Source organism: Nostoc sp. UIC 10890 (assembly GCF_054786515.1).
This window is the reverse complement of sequence record NZ_JBSGKF010000011.1, coordinates 1-14,755: the sequence shown is the minus strand read 5'-3', so window position 1 is coordinate 14,755 and position 14,755 is coordinate 1. Positions and strand designations below refer to the sequence as shown.

Here is a 14,755-nt window from a genome sequence, read left to right as displayed (position 1 = left end):
TTCGCAAGATATTACCAATACGGTTCAGTTAAGAAAATGGAAATTAATTTGTTGAAGTAGACAGGAGGAGCAAGGCAAACAGAGGGAGAGAAAAAAGCTTATCTGAACCAGATTGAGGGTATCTGTCACTAATTGATTTTGATTCTTTGAATTTACTTAATGTAAATTATTCTGACTCCTTAATTCTTCGGTCATTAGCTACAAGCTGAGTTATTGCCAAAAAGCAGTGATTGGAATACTACAATCAATATCACAGATATGAAGGTAAAAATTGGCTGCTGAATAACATTACTAACTTCTTCACCACGTCCATACGCCGCAACCCCTTGATAAATAGAGAAGCAGAAATAACCGAATAAAACTATTGTCAAGGCGGTAAATAAAATCATTGGCAGACTAGTTAAGACTGCATTCGTAATCGCTCCACCTGCTGAGGCACTAGTAATTATACATTCCATTGCTTTTTGTGCATTAGAAAATATGGAATCTGCTCTAGCTGCCCTCGATTGTAAACCAATTAAAAGCGTTGTAGTGACTGAAACAAGCTGCCAACGTACCTGAAAAAATATCTTCAATAAGCTTTTTGAACCTTTATTTTTTGTTGCTCTAATATCAGCACGTTCATTTGCTGATATAGATGCTTTGAGCCGAGCCAAAGTCAAAGGTAAGTGTTTTATCTGCATAACAAAGACTAGGAAACTGCTTAACTGTCCTGGAGCATCCACTTTTGGAAGAAAAATAATTATTTCGTACCATAAACCCACTATATGGGTTGTCTAAAAAAGTCTATCTGCCAAAACTGAATGCTCCCAACTGTCCTTTGCCAAAAAGACACACTTTAATTACTAGGGATAAATCTGATTTCCTGTCAAAATCAATTATTTTGCAAAGGAACAATAAAGAAACTCTAGTGCAACTAACTAGAACCAAACCAGTTTTGTAAATTTAATTCAAATTTCTATATATTTTTTTACTATTAAACCCGATTTTAGGAAAATTTTTATTACTATGAATAGTTGACAAAAGACTTTACTTGTGCAGAAATTACTATTCATTTCACTTATACAAAAATAAATTTTACTACAACTTTATTTATCTATTTTTATTAGACATCATTTAATATCTATGCTTGGCATCAAAAACAGTTATTTTGATGTCATGATGCCCATTTCTGGGACATAATTATCTTTTTTGTGACAAAAATGCCATAAAAACTAAAATCAGTCACAACAACGCACCTATGGTTGCGCCGTTGCACATCTTTAACCGCTTTTATGCTCTTGTTTATTCAGAATGGGGCAATTTATTTTTGTTAATTTTTTATAAAAATGGTTCATAGATAGAAAAATTTAAAGGCTTTATCTTAATGCCGATTGAGTAACATTTTCCGAAATACTACGTTTAGAAAAAAAACACTGCAAAAAATTTGCTTTCTATCACAGTGTATAGTACATTTGTTCTAAATATCCAGGTTCTGATTTCCCCACAACTAAGTGGGGTTTTTATTGAGTTTTTGCAGCTAAGTCAATCATTTTTAATCAAAAGCCTGCACGATCGCAAATTCTATAGCCTGTAGTCATGTCTGCTTTGTTTCAAACGCTCTGCCATCTCTAGGGCAGAGGGGTTACTTGCCAGCCATTCCTGCGCTTCCTGTTGTAAAATCAGCGACGGCGATTCTAGCATTAGCAGACGTATGGCCACCTTTTCTAGTTTGATTCGCTCCTGGGGCAGGAAGGATAACTTTTCTATAGTGCAGTATAATTTCAGCCAATGACGTGCTTGAGCAGTTGCCTGAAGTTTCAGTCTAATTGCCTGACGGTAATCATCTGGGCTAAAGGTTTGCTGTAGAACTGGATCATCCGCTTCTACAGGAATGGGTAGTGAATCTACACACCCGAATTTCAGATGTGTAGTAGTTGGCATAGAAACTGGTACAGAGGGTTCGGCTTCTGAGGTATGTTCACCCTCTAAAGTGTTCTCACAGCTACTATCAACATCACTATGAGCAGTGGTTACTACGTCTGAAATACCTAACCCAGTAATTGTTTCCTCATTTGATAAGTCTTGCTTATTGTCATCAAACGATTCGCTTCGGAAAGGTTGGTATAGGTTTTGCTTATGATTGAGAAAATTTGAAATTTCTGAAGAATTAGAACTAGGATCTGAAGAATTAAAACTGGGAGAAAATTCTTGAATTTGAATTTGAGAAGATTCTTGAATTTGATTAAGTTCAGCTTCTTGCGTTGCTGGCGGCAACGCTTTAGCTGAACTCAAGTACAAAACCTTCATATATGGGGAGAGCGTGTAAATTTTTGCTGTTTGCTCCTGTATCCCTTGTTTGGCATGAGTTTCAGACTGCGATTCTTCTAACCACGGATCTGGTATTTGGGGATATTTTTCAGTAGATAAAATCGCTGTGTTGCTGTCTAGAAGGTCATTTACAGGCTGTTTTGATGCGTTTTTTTCTTGGTGGTCGGGATGCCATAGGGGTAGGTATATTGGTTTGTGCAGGGTTGTCTGACTTACTCCTTTGCCATACTGGGCTTTGGATGCGGCGATAATTGCTAGAGCGCGATCGCTTGTCCTTAGAGGAAATGTTAGAGTTTGTTGTAACTGTGCGACAATCGAACGAATCCGCTCTATTGTCTCTTGCTGACGTTGTTTATTAGGGTGCAGGTTGATGATTTTATTTTCATCTACTCTGCCAAATTGTTCTTTATAACTATTTACCCGTTGCGGTGTGCCTGGGTACGGGGTGTAAAATCCTTCACAGCACCTTGCCCATTCTTTGGCTCGTTGTTCTATTTCGTGTTGATGGCGACACCAGTTTACATAACCTGGGGATTGGCAGGCTGTGATCACTATATGATCTACTAGTGTCTGTCCGCTTAATTGGCGAAAGACTATGCCGTAACACGCTATGTCTTTGAGCAGTTCGTTGGTCTGTCCATTTCCTGTCCATCCTTCAGAGATGCGTTGTTCTAGGTCTTGCTTCCATTGCTCGGCTGCACTGCGCTGACGGTAGGGGAATTTTATAATTTTTTTGCTGTTGGCTCGGACTAGTGCTTGGGCTAATGCTTCGTAGTCTTGCCCTTTTGCTGACCAGTCGGCGGCGTTGAGGAAGTCTTCAATGTCGTCTGACCACGGTTCTAGGCAATCATCGAGTATGTATGAGCCTGTCTGTAAGGGTAAGCGATGGGCGTTGAAGTTACTGGGGCTGCCTTTGCTATACACTTTACAGTTGGGGAATATTTCTAGTTCTCCTCCTTTGATTTTGAAGCCTGCTGCTTCTAGGGTCTGCTGGATGGCACAGGCTAAAGTGTAGGAATGTTGTTTTTCTTCTAGGAAATAATATATATGCAGTCCGCCACTATCGCTTGATTGTATGGGTATTGGTCTGCATAAGCCGATTTCTTCTAGGCTGGCTAGTAACTGCCGGTATTTTATTTGGCTGTTTGATGGGTGTAGCTGGCTTTTTCTGTCTAGGTCTATTAGTAGGTAGTTGGTTTGTTTGGTAAACCGCAGTCCTATTAAGACATCGGGGTTTAAGTATTGTTGCCACAGGTTACGCGGCTGTAAGGGGTAGCGGGTTTCTGTTTGCCACTGTGGGCGTTCACCACTTTTTGGGGTGGGGGCATAGATGAATCCCCAACCATGATGGAAGTATTCTAGAAACCTTTGTCCTAGTTGATCTAATGGCTCTAGGGTAGATTGTGCTGCTGTGTTTGCTTTGGCTTTTGCCATTTTTCTCTCTCCGATGATGATTGGTTCATCGGAGCTACCCACACTTTTTAGGTTCGGAGTGTATCTTTCTTGGCGTGGGGTGTTGGCGTAGGGTGTAATTGTTGAAGAAGAATTCAGAAGTCAGAATTCAGGAGTCAGAATCAATCCGTCGGGGATTCATCCGCCAGTCATACAGAATTCATGCTGAATTCTGACTCCTGACTCCTGAATTGTGTTCGATAATCTTTTCCTACACCCAACATCCAATACCCTAAGCCCTTCTTGGTTCTTAAACCCTACCCCCTACCCTCTCATTTGAAGGTTCATTAGCGGTGTTTATATCAAATGTCACCAACGGCTACAAACAAAAATTTTCCAATTTGCTCAAAAATTAATTTTCTTGTCAAAATGGCTGTAATTCTTAGCCTGAAGCTCTCATAGTTAGTTTTAGAGGGTTGATGCCACCTGATTCAAGTTGCACTAATTTTGCCTTTATGACCCAGACATTGCTACATTGAAATTGCTTTAAAAATTGACGGTTAGTCGTTAACCGCTAAACGTATGTCTGGCGTGTGGGCAGCTAGCCGATTTCTTTTTTTTACCTACTTGACACAACTTGACCAGCGACTGGTGTAATCCTTGACGCTAGCTGGTGGGTAGTAAAGAAAGCAGAAATCAGCCCTCTTTATTATTTTTTTCAGAAAGAAAAGTGCAGTTTTTGATTGAAAAAATCCATTATTCACGACGTTATCCTCTTCTGCGAGGCATCTAGCCGGAGAATCATCCCTTAATTATTTTTGGCTCAATAGCTTTTGCCAATACTCCGCATGAATTCAGAGTTGGGATCAATTGTCGCGGTAGATGCTTTTTTTACTATTTGTCCAAAAAAAAGCATAAAGTATCCCGCCTGTGTGCTAATATTGGCAACAGACAGGTACTTGTACAAGTACAAGTGACAGGTTGGTTGGTAGATATAGGTTGGTTACGAGTGGTGAGTCCTCGTTTGTCTGGAACAATTTGGTGTTTTGACCTCCTACAGTCTTTATGGCACCGAAACCGTTCTACAACGACTCACATTTATTTTGATTATTTGAATATGCTGTTTTGGTCGTTACTTCCTCCCTTGTAAAGACTAATTGCAGTTTTACGTGCAGACTTACTCTCGCTAGAGTAGCATGAAAAGCGGCTCGACCGTATAAAAACAGATTTGTCTGTCTGGTCTTGTAGGCTTAAAACATTCAAGCGAACATTTAAGCAATTACGTACAAACAGCGATCGTTCCTTGGTTGGAGTGGTCGCTTTTTTAAATAGCCCTCCTGAAATGTTAAGTAATTTTAATGATGTTTCATTCATGCTGCAATCAGCCCATTTCTTGTATTTACGTCTTTTGAAGGCATTGAGTTAATTTTGTTTTTATTGACGTGCTGACCAGTCCCTTTGGGTCTGTCACTAGATCAAAATCATAATCTGGCTTGTTTGGTTGATTTTCCTTCGTCACGTTTGGCGAGTGTTAGTTTTGTTGCATATATCCCAATTCGGTTAATCGGTCTTTTAAAAGTTTATTTACGGCCGCATTAGAACTAATCATTTGGTCTTCTGCGTATTTGTCCAGAGCCTCAACGATTTCATCTAAATATCGAGTTGTCCTATTTGTTGTCGGTTTTTTCTGGCGGGCCATGAAAGTAATCATAATTTTTCTATCTCTACATTAGATTGATTACATCTACTCTAACTAAAGTGATACCACATTAGTATCAGCAAGTCTAATAGTTTTTGAACAAGATATTTAAAACAATGATACCAATATATAACCAGAATGATACCATTTTAGTTACACATTAGTTATTATATTTATATGCGTAAAGCGAATACGTTAAGCCTGAATTATGACAACTAGGATGTGACAAGCACCTTTGAGGTAACGCGTCTCTGCAATTTTGAGTAAGAGTTTGGCAGATCCAGACTTAGGGAAATAGTAGAGAAAAGTACGACCAAAATAGCTATCTGCAAAGGTTAGCAACAGCCAAAAAAGGCTGCTACTAGCTTTATTAGGAGATTGCAAGTGATCAATATTTACTGTGCAGATATCGGAAACTACAGCAGTATCACCGCCCTCAAAGGTGAAAAACCTCGCGTCATCCGTTCAGTCTTCCAAGATGTGACTTATACCAGTGCTAGAGATTTGGACACTGATAATTCACCCTCTGTCAAACTTGATGATAAGGTTTTAGTCCTCGGAGACCGCGCTACTAAGCAGAAAAATTCACAAACCGCAGCAGAAAGGGGTAAAGACCTGCCAGAATTCTTTAAACCGTTCACCTTGGCTGGATTGCGGCAGGATTTTGATGGTGTTGTCCGGTTTCTCGTCCCAGAACATTCTCAATGGCACGAAGACACAATCAGACGGACTCTAGTTGCAGAGCATCAAATTAACGTCAACGGCACAAACTACAGACACCGAATCAAAAACGTTGAATTTTTCCTTGAGACAGATGTTGCTGTAATTAATGCTTACAGAAACGGCAAGCTTGACATGGATGGCGACACACTCGCTATTGATATCGGTGGTGGCACAACTAATTATGTCGTCATCACCCCATCCTCGGAAGTTCTCACCCGTCGCTCAATTCCCAAAGTGGGCGGTGTCTCTCTGGCTAACGACATCATCAATAGTGATTTGATGCAGAGTTACGCCAAGCGCGATAACGTTGCTTTTAAAGTGGCTAAGATGATGGACGCGATCGCTGACGGTTCTTTCACCTACGGACGCAAATATGACTTTAGCTCCGTCTTTCCAGGGTTGTTAGAAAACTGGTTTAACAATCTGATGGACAGCATCTCTACAGCTGCTAATGACTATCTTGCAGACGTTACCAACGTGATGCTGATTGGTGGATGTGCAAATTTAGTCCGTCAAAAGCTGAGTGCAAAACAAGGGTTCTACATTCCTGCCAATCCACAACTGTCAAACATTCAAGCATTGTTGGCTATGTAAAATGCAAGTACGTTTAGCGGCTCAAGTCGCCAGCAAAGTTGAAGGAGTCCGTCTTTCACTTAACTATTCCAAACTGAGTGACACTGTAAATCTGCTATTGGACGCAATCAAACATCAATGGTCTCTCAAGCTTTCGTATCTGCCCCAAACAGGGACAATTAACCCCAAAGTCAGACTAGATGAACGTCATCAGGACTGGGTGTCTCAATATGCAGCCGAGAGGGGAATTAGCGTCACATCTGCCACAAATCTCTTGATTAGTGAATATCTAGCAGGCAATACGATGAATGTTTTGCCTCAGATTCAAAAAATTGAAACAGAAAATCTTGCATTAACTCCACAAATATCTCCACAAGAACAAACGACCGAAAAACTGAAAGGTCAGCTATTAGTTAGGAGTCTTAAGTTATGAATCAGACCCGTGTAGTCTTAGACGAGAAGCACATACCTAAAGCCAAGGAAATCATTGAGCAGACAGGAATTAATACATATTCACAATTATTTACCATCCTGTTGGTGAACTACGGTGATACTCTTGTTCGTTCGTTAAAAGGTGGGAGTGAAAACTAATGCAAAATCTCACTCGCATCCATGATTCAACATTACTGACTCAATCGGGCGTTTATCAAATAGATAGAACTTTGTACCGATATCTAGAAAAAACAGGCACAGTCAAAGCACCACAGTATATCTTCCGTCCTCTTTCTGGAGAGAAGAAGAAGGCGGATATCAAGCTGAATCATAAAGCTTTAACTACTCGTTGTTATGCCGTAGAAGGCTTATCTACAAACAGTTCCGTCGTCAATCAACAATCACAGCAATTGTCCTTATTTTGAGGTGAATATGAGTCGGCAATCATTACCCCAATTGATTGTAGAAGCCCAACAATTGCTCACACAAATTCTTCAATATTCACAATACCAAGCTTTGCAATTTAATTGTGATATCACTCTGGGTGATTTAGTCAGTTTTTCAATTCCTTGCAATCTGAATGTCAAATCAAAGGCGATTCGCATCCACTAACGCCAATCAGTAATGCGAATCACCTGCCAACAGCATCAGGTATCAATATATAAGGATTTTACAAGATGAGCGACAACATCTTCTTTGCAGCTCTGAACGCGCTAACTAACAATGGATGCGCCTCGGAACTGGCACACTCAGCCGCCTCCATTGTGGCTAATGATGATCCCTCAAAACCAGATTTAGGCAGAACCACTGAAGATCATCAAATTATTCAAGAGACGCTGCCATATTTGCAGAATCAGACTTGGGACTCAACAGGAGCTTATGACAGCTATCAGACTATTGATGATACACCGCATCCACTGGCTCACGGGCAGTTTTTAGCTAATTTAGGCGGGTTAGTCCCTGACAATCTGATTTTTGCACTGGCAGAAGGTGAGGATTACCCGTTTCAGGTAATGCAGGAATTGGGCATTGGCGAGGATGTGATTGAACGTGCTGAATCCATCCAATCCAGACTGGGTGAAATGAATTATTGGGGTGAAGAGGCATGAAAGCTTTGATTACATTGTTGATGCAAATCTTACCAGATGAGTTGGTAGAAGAAATCAATGCTGTCAGTCTGGATGAGTTGGATAAACGAGGTTTAATTATTTGGGCAGAGGAGCAAACATGAGCAAAACAGTAAAACTCAAGCTGGATGCATCCGTCACATACGCTGCTTTACAGTCCCTAACGAACATCAGCCAAGAAACCATATTCCAAGCACTTGACGGCAACCAGACAGCCGCCGCAGAGGTGGCTGATTTCCGAATTAAACAAACTCAACGCGCCCAAAATGCCAAGGCGGTATTTAGTAACTTAAACCAAGGGTTACAAGCAACTGAAGCTGTTATGGCAGAAGAAACCCAGTTTCTCACCGCCGCAGGTACAAGCATCAACAAAATGGCTGATGGTTGGTCAAAGGTCAGAGTCAGCGATGCCCGTTTGGGCTATGGTCTACAGGAAAAAGTTATTGCATCTGATAACCAGCTAGCCCAAGAACAGTTTCGGCACGGACGGACGCTCAACCTGCTTGGTGAATCGCACCGTGCCGCCCTCAGAGTCATTGAGATTGACGCTACCAAAGCACAATCTCAGGTTTGGCAGCAGGTAAAGGACAAACAGCAAGGACTTTCACCCGCAGACAGAGCTAAAGAAACACTAAAAGACATCCACAGACATGGTTCTAACGCTATGCGAGGAGTGAAAGGTTTCTTTAGACGGTTGATTGACTAACAAGTAAATTCCCAGGGGTGAACCCTGGGAATAACTCTTTACAAGGTTTGGCCGATGCTAACCAAAAATCAGAAAACGCCTATTTATTTTGATGCTGAGATTGTTGACGATTCGCTTACATCTGTCACTGGTGATGAATACAACAGTGAACAAGTCCAACAGGCGATCGCAGAAATTGACAGTTCTATCACTATATTTCGTGGTATTGCCCAAGGTGCAGTTTTAGCAGGTTTTCAACTCACGTCAACGCAATCTCTGTATCTGGCTGGCAGTGTGGGACTGTTCCCCGCCGTTATTGCTGGCTTACCAGTGGGTGCTTCTTTCGCTGCTACCCTCTGCTACTTGCGCTTTGAAAATGGTTTGATTCCCAAAATTACCAATCGTCAAAAGTTGGCTATTGGTGTGACTCGCACCGCGATGCTGGCTGCTAGTTCTTGGAAGCTAACCGGGGATGCCCAACAGATGGACTTTGTAGCCCGTGGCAGTTTTCAAGTATTTACTCAGCAGGTGAGAGAGTTTGAAGGTATTCAGGAACCTAGTCAAAATCATTTTGGCTTCTTGCTGGGCTTTTCCGTATGTGCAGCTATTACATTGTACTTATTTTTACGGAAAAAGAGATAATGAAAGATGTTAAACCAGCAGAACTAAATCAGCGCTCCTACAGCCTGCCACCGCGTTTAGGCTTGGCTGTCAAACTGTCTGTGGCAAGTGCTGTAGTTTGTGGCATAGCTGCCCATATCGGCGACGGCATAGCTAAAAAAGACATCTGTTTCTACCCAAAATCAGCCAGAATCCACGATGTACCCATCCAAGCTGGTGAGGGCAACCCAGAAGAACTATTGCTGGGTAAAAAGTATTGTCGCTATGAACAGCGATCGCAAATCCCAGAACCATATTTGAAGGCTAATCAGTACCGCACCAGCAACCCAAACTTTAACTCTTGGGCATTCCTCCAGCATGAAAGCTTGTACGTGTTCCGCGAACTGCCAGCCGACAACCCATTTAAGATTCATTTGGGTATTGCAGCGATCACGTTCGGGGGGATAGGGTTATGGGCAACCAGTAAGGCACAGGATTATCTAGCAGATATCAGACCTCATTACCGAGCTACCAAACAGTTTGAAGGTATTAGAGCATCTTACAGTGTAAAACTTGGTGAGCAACTGTTAAACCTGTCTGGTAACGAACTGCTGAAATACTTGCGTGGCATCAAAATTGCAGAAGCCAGACAGCAGTTTATGGCCAGCATTACCCCACAACAGCAGACAGCCCTACTCATGGCAATGTCGGCTGATGATTATTACGAGTTTGGCCACTTGTTAGATGGGGGACAGAGCTTTGAGAAATTTGAGCCACAGCAACAGCCAGCCGCACAATTACCATACAGCACACCCGGAACTGTGCAAGAACAAGTACAACAGTCAACATTTGCGCCTCAACCAGTGTCAACAGGCGATTATCTTCACCCATCAGAGACTGAAGCACTAACAACATTGCAAACCATTGCCCGTTCTGATGGTTCTACTGCCTTAGTTGCTGCTCCAGGCTCAGGGAAATCCGTTACCCTTGATTATCTAATTCAAAGGATTCTGGATGATGACAACAGTGCTGATATTTGGGTAATCAGTGCGAAAAATGATAGCTTTTGCGGTTTACGGGACAAAGGTAGAGTAATTGTCTTTGATCAGGAGCAACCAGAAGCAGCTAAACGCACAATTGATCGCTTTTACGACTCCTACAAACAACGTAAGCTGTTACCTGAACATAAGCGGGAATCATTACCACCGTTAATTCTGATTTTGGATGATTGGTTAGTTATCGCTGACCAACTCAGTAAAGCTTACTCCGACTGGAACTATGGAGGTAAATTACTAGATGTCTTACTGATTGGCAGAGAATTTAACACCAAGTTTTTTGCTTCCCTTCAGTCTTTTAATCTGGGTGCATTGGGGATTGAAAAGATGGATTCTCAAATTCGTCTATGCCTAAATTTACTGTTATTAGGTAACAGGTACATCAAAAATGGTAGAGAACAAGAATCGTATGGAGTGCTGGAGTTGATTTTAAATAGAGGTGACATTATCCCTGGCAAGCAAGAAAGGGAAGAGATTAAATCTAGATACCTTCAGATAAAACCCATATCTTATAAAAATTTACGTCCTATATTGATTGCTTCTCTTGGTGGTTTTATTGTGGCATTAATGCCTAAATTATCAAAAAAATCTAATTCTATTGCTGACGAAAAAACTTATCTTGATAGAGTTTTCGACTTGGAATTTGATTTGAATGATAGCAGTCAAGAATCAAAACATCAACAGCAATTAAGTGAAGTAGCAAACAAGGTTTTAGAATACTTCCAAAATGTAAAAAATAAAGTCCCAAAGACATTACGTGATTTGAAGAAAGCTGACAGACTCACCAGCTACTCAGAACAAGAATTAATTGCTGGTTTAAAGGAATTAATTCAATTTGAGAAGCTCAACACTGGTGAAAACAATACTTATTTCTTACCTGATTGGTAAAGTATCTGCCGTAGTGCCATAAATTTTAGAGACTGCACCCAAGTGGTTTATTGTTCTTGTACGGCACACGCTCAAATCACGGCAAGCCTCATGCTAAAAGCATCTTAGCCTACGGCATAGTTACGGCACATTGGACACTTACGGCAGATATCCAGCATTAATTAGTTTTAGATAAAATTCATATTTATACACCTTAATCTCTGTGCATATTACTATATTTAATCGTTAAAAATGCTCAATCAATTTCATTAAATGATGCATAAAATATGACAGTTTTTATCCAATTGCGACAAAATAACTTTTCTACAATTGAAAGCCTAGCTCAAAATTTAAAATCCACACTTCAAGAAGTAGCAAGACTGGAGAAAGATAACAAATATTTATTTTTACAATCTGAAGCGACAATGGTTTACAGCCTTGTCAAAAATGCTGCTAGCTCAATCAATCATTTAGTACGTATAAATTTAGATAATGAAAAAGCTATTGCATTAATAAAAACTGTAGCTAATTATCTACATACTGCCTATATTCGAGTCTGCAAATATACTGGTTATATTGCACACAAACTAGAACAGCTATTGCATGAAGCATTTAATCTGTTACCTTCAGGTATGACATTACAGCCTGAAATTTTTGCACCCAATGAAATCAATCCTGTTAAAGAAAATAAAAATCCCATTCTTGATGTTATTGCCAAATGGTTCAAAGATAATGCTCAACGCTGGGCTTTTCAACAGCAACAAAAGTTAGATAAACAGTATTTCGATTACATCAAAAACGGTAAACAAAAGCCCCCGGTTGTAGTGCAGCTATGTCTTGATTTAGAAAGCGTTACTCCTGCCCAGCCTGTTGATTCACCTCAAGTTATTGGTCAAAAACTCGCAGCTTTAGGCGATGTGGAATTGGAAGTAGAGAGTGAAACTACACCTGACAGTTCCTGGAGTAGAGGAGATCGCCTAAAAAGCGGTGGCTGTTCTGGGACGATCGCCGACGTTAAGGGTAATAAAGCTAAAATAAATTGGGATAACGGATATTCAGAAGTTTACACCTTTGAGCAGATACACCGTTACAGCTATCAGAAACTAGAAGTTCCGAAAAATCGTACTTTAACCATCGACAATATCAAAAATTTAACCCTATAGGCTGTGTGGATTCGCACATAAGATGAAATTTGGACAACGGAGTTATAGGGATTTCAGACACCCTTATTTGCACATAAAGTGAAATTGATTGTGGCATAAGCGTTTGAGCCAGATAGTGAATTTGCAGATAAAGTGAAATTTTCTGACTTTGATTTAATGACAGCCCAAATGCTTTTAAAAGTGTACTTTTCAAGTGCGATCGCCCGCTCTAGGAAATTACCAATACATTCTTGATAAGAAGGTAGTCAAGTAGCTTTTGTGCGTAAGTTCTAGTTTTTAGGTATAAAATACTAGCACTATTGCCAAAAATACTGTGAATTTCTGTGATTAGATGCAAAATTTCACTTTATGTGCGAAGTCGCTACTTGGCTCAAACGCTTACTCCATAATCAATTTCACTTTATGCGCGAATTAGAGAGGCTGAAACCCCTGTAAATTCGTTCTCAAAATTTCACTTTATGCGCGAACCCACAGCTGCGAGAAAATAGAAGAGTGAGTTGGGACTGCCTCAAAAAATGAATGGGCAGGATTTGAAAAAGGAGGCGCTGATTGCTTCTCTACTTGACTGGCGGCAGCAGCAAGAAGCGTGACGCTGTTACTATTGTCCGAAATTCCATCCTTAGTAATAAGTTTCTATGCAGACAATCTGGTGTTATAAATGCTGTGAGTATAAAGCCCATCAAGAAAATGTTTGTTCTTGCTGTGGCAGAGTTAGGGAGTCTGCCTTAACTCGCAAGATGTCTACAATGAATGCTAAGATCCCGTCTAGAAATTATCGCTGGGTAGTAAGTGGCATTTACGAAAATAATGTAAGTTACTACCTTGATGTCAGAAATCATTGGATTTTAGATAAGCAACAAGCGCACCAGTTTAGTGATAAACGTCAAGCCTTAGAAGCCCTTGAAACTGTAGAAAGACCCTTTGATGATTTTTACCCCAATGTGCTTCAGATTGAAGAAGGTGAAGCGTTTTAATCAATGGGGTTAGGACAGTGGCAAGTGTCCTTTTATAGCCGCCAATATTGGACAGTCTACTATGCATCACCGTGCCAAACCGGGTTAATTGGGCATAGAGCCACATATTTGCGTTCTTAATTTTGACTTTTACCAACTTTCGATGATTGAATAGTTTCTTTCGTCATACCCAAAACCCCTAAAAAATCAATGTTACTCCATCTGTAAGAGGTTAAGGTAAAACGCATTTTGTCAATCAGTTAAAATACTCAAAATAATTGAAATCAGAATGATAATCGTGCACGCGGGTGGGGGAAGGAGGCGAGCGTTGCTCGCCTCCTTCCCCTCTCTTTGATTATCATTTTCACAAGGAGTTTTAACAGCTAAAATCTGGAATAGAAAAGTATTGTAACGACACAATAACGAGCGCAAAAATTGACCAACATTGTTAGGTAAATTCAGTAATCAAAGCAGATAATGAAAAACTGATTTTACTACCATGCCCAAAGCAGCAAAACGAAACGCTGACCACGCACAACGGCATAATACCCCTACTATAGATAATGAGGTGATTTCTCAGCAATTACAGGCTTTATTAACTCCTGCTATCTTTGCTCAACAAAAGTATTATAAACAGTTAGGATTAAGAGACAGGGTTCTCAATTTGTCGCTAATGGTAGCAGCAGTGTTAACGTTATTGTGGCGGCAAGTTCCTGGAGTACAAGAATTAAATCGTCTTTTGGCAAGAGAAGGTTTATTATGGTGCCGTGCCACAAAAATTGCTCAACAATCACTATCAGAAAGATTTTTAGTTTTTCCTTCGGAATTATTTGAGCGAGTCTTTAAAGATTTACTACCTCAACTACAACTGAATTGGCAACAACGACTTAAGCGACCATTGCCAGATAGTGTAAAATTCGCACTCTGTAATTTTGAACGAATTTGGATTGCTGATGGCTCAACACTAGAAGCCTTATTCCGTAAGCTAAAAAGCCTGGAAGATATGAAAACAGGGCAACTAGCAGGGAAAATTTGTACAGTTATTGATTTAGTTACTCGTTTACCTGTTGAAGTTTGGTTTCACACTAATCCTGCTGCTTCAGACACAAATTTTGAGGGAGCATTACTAAATTTATTGACTGCTAAGACTTTAATTTTACTCGATAGAGGTTTCTA

17 protein-coding genes are annotated in these 14,755 nt (G+C 40.4%); 13 read left to right on the top strand and 4 right to left on the bottom strand.

From position 1 onward, the window contains the following. Positions 1-194: 194 nt before the first annotated feature. The 4 genes from ACWATR_RS36310 to ACWATR_RS36295 all read right to left on the bottom strand — a co-directional run bounded on the left by ACWATR_RS36310 (position 195) and on the right by ACWATR_RS36295 (position 5,785). Positions 195-683, bottom strand: a complete 489-nt coding sequence (locus tag ACWATR_RS36310) for a hypothetical protein (protein WP_181927074.1) — start codon at positions 681-683, stop codon at positions 195-197. A gap of 880 nt (positions 684-1,563) precedes the next feature. Continuing rightward, entirely contained in the window at positions 1,564-3,744 is a 2,181-nt protein-coding gene (locus tag ACWATR_RS36305) for a bifunctional DNA primase/polymerase (protein WP_460344037.1), read from the bottom strand. A gap of 1,489 nt (positions 3,745-5,233) precedes the next feature. Beyond that, positions 5,234-5,413: a hypothetical protein gene (locus ACWATR_RS36300; RefSeq protein WP_223280278.1), complete on the bottom strand. Its 180-nt coding sequence runs from the start codon at positions 5,411-5,413 to the stop codon at positions 5,234-5,236. Between the two features lie 183 nt (positions 5,414-5,596). Further along, positions 5,597-5,785, bottom strand: coding sequence for a hypothetical protein (locus ACWATR_RS36295; protein ID WP_460344034.1), 189 nt, complete (start codon positions 5,783-5,785; stop codon positions 5,597-5,599). Here ACWATR_RS36295 and ACWATR_RS36290 point away from each other — a divergent pair, their 5' ends adjacent. The 13 genes from ACWATR_RS36290 to ACWATR_RS36230 form a co-directional block, all read left to right on the top strand. Then, a complete protein-coding gene (locus tag ACWATR_RS36290; protein ID WP_181927077.1) occupies positions 5,786-6,718 on the top strand; it encodes a ParM/StbA family protein in 933 nt (310 codons plus the stop codon). A gap of 1 nt (position 6,719) precedes the next feature. Further along, complete coding sequence (locus tag ACWATR_RS36285; RefSeq protein ID WP_460344030.1) at positions 6,720-7,130, top strand: hypothetical protein; 411 nt, start codon at positions 6,720-6,722, stop codon at positions 7,128-7,130. Further along, entirely contained in the window at positions 7,127-7,288 is a 162-nt protein-coding gene (locus ACWATR_RS36280) for a hypothetical protein (protein ID WP_181927079.1), read from the top strand. The genes ACWATR_RS36285 and ACWATR_RS36280 overlap by 4 nt, the downstream gene beginning before the upstream one ends. Beyond that, positions 7,288-7,554, top strand: coding sequence for a hypothetical protein (locus ACWATR_RS36275; RefSeq protein WP_229474430.1), 267 nt, complete (start codon positions 7,288-7,290; stop codon positions 7,552-7,554). Before ACWATR_RS36280 ends, ACWATR_RS36275 begins: the two co-directional genes overlap by 1 nt. Positions 7,555-7,561: 7 nt before the next feature. Next, a complete protein-coding gene (locus ACWATR_RS36270) occupies positions 7,562-7,741 on the top strand; it encodes a hypothetical protein (protein WP_460344027.1) in 180 nt (59 codons plus the stop codon). Between the two features lie 65 nt (positions 7,742-7,806). Continuing rightward, positions 7,807-8,238 carry a hypothetical protein gene (locus ACWATR_RS36265; RefSeq protein WP_460344024.1) on the top strand — a complete coding sequence of 144 codons (432 nt, stop codon included), beginning with the start codon at positions 7,807-7,809 and terminating at the stop codon, positions 8,236-8,238. Then, complete coding sequence (locus ACWATR_RS36260; RefSeq protein ID WP_460344021.1) at positions 8,235-8,360, top strand: hypothetical protein; 126 nt, start codon at positions 8,235-8,237, stop codon at positions 8,358-8,360. The genes ACWATR_RS36265 and ACWATR_RS36260 overlap by 4 nt, the downstream gene beginning before the upstream one ends. Continuing rightward, complete coding sequence (locus ACWATR_RS36255) at positions 8,357-8,962, top strand: hypothetical protein (protein WP_460344018.1); 606 nt, start codon at positions 8,357-8,359, stop codon at positions 8,960-8,962. Before ACWATR_RS36260 ends, ACWATR_RS36255 begins: the two co-directional genes overlap by 4 nt. A 54-nt stretch (positions 8,963-9,016) precedes the next feature. Further along, a complete protein-coding gene (locus ACWATR_RS36250; protein ID WP_460344015.1) occupies positions 9,017-9,583 on the top strand; it encodes a hypothetical protein in 567 nt (188 codons plus the stop codon). Continuing rightward, entirely contained in the window at positions 9,583-11,484 is a 1,902-nt protein-coding gene (locus ACWATR_RS36245) for a hypothetical protein (protein WP_460344012.1), read from the top strand. The genes ACWATR_RS36250 and ACWATR_RS36245 overlap by 1 nt, the downstream gene beginning before the upstream one ends. A 266-nt stretch (positions 11,485-11,750) precedes the next feature. Beyond that, a complete protein-coding gene (locus ACWATR_RS36240; protein ID WP_460344009.1) occupies positions 11,751-12,626 on the top strand; it encodes a hypothetical protein in 876 nt (291 codons plus the stop codon). Between the two features lie 746 nt (positions 12,627-13,372). Next, entirely contained in the window at positions 13,373-13,600 is a 228-nt protein-coding gene (locus ACWATR_RS36235) for a hypothetical protein (RefSeq protein WP_460344006.1), read from the top strand. A gap of 478 nt (positions 13,601-14,078) precedes the next feature. Beyond that, positions 14,079-14,755 (top strand): transposase (locus ACWATR_RS36230; RefSeq protein WP_460344003.1); only part of this gene is annotated, 677 nt, incomplete at its 3' end.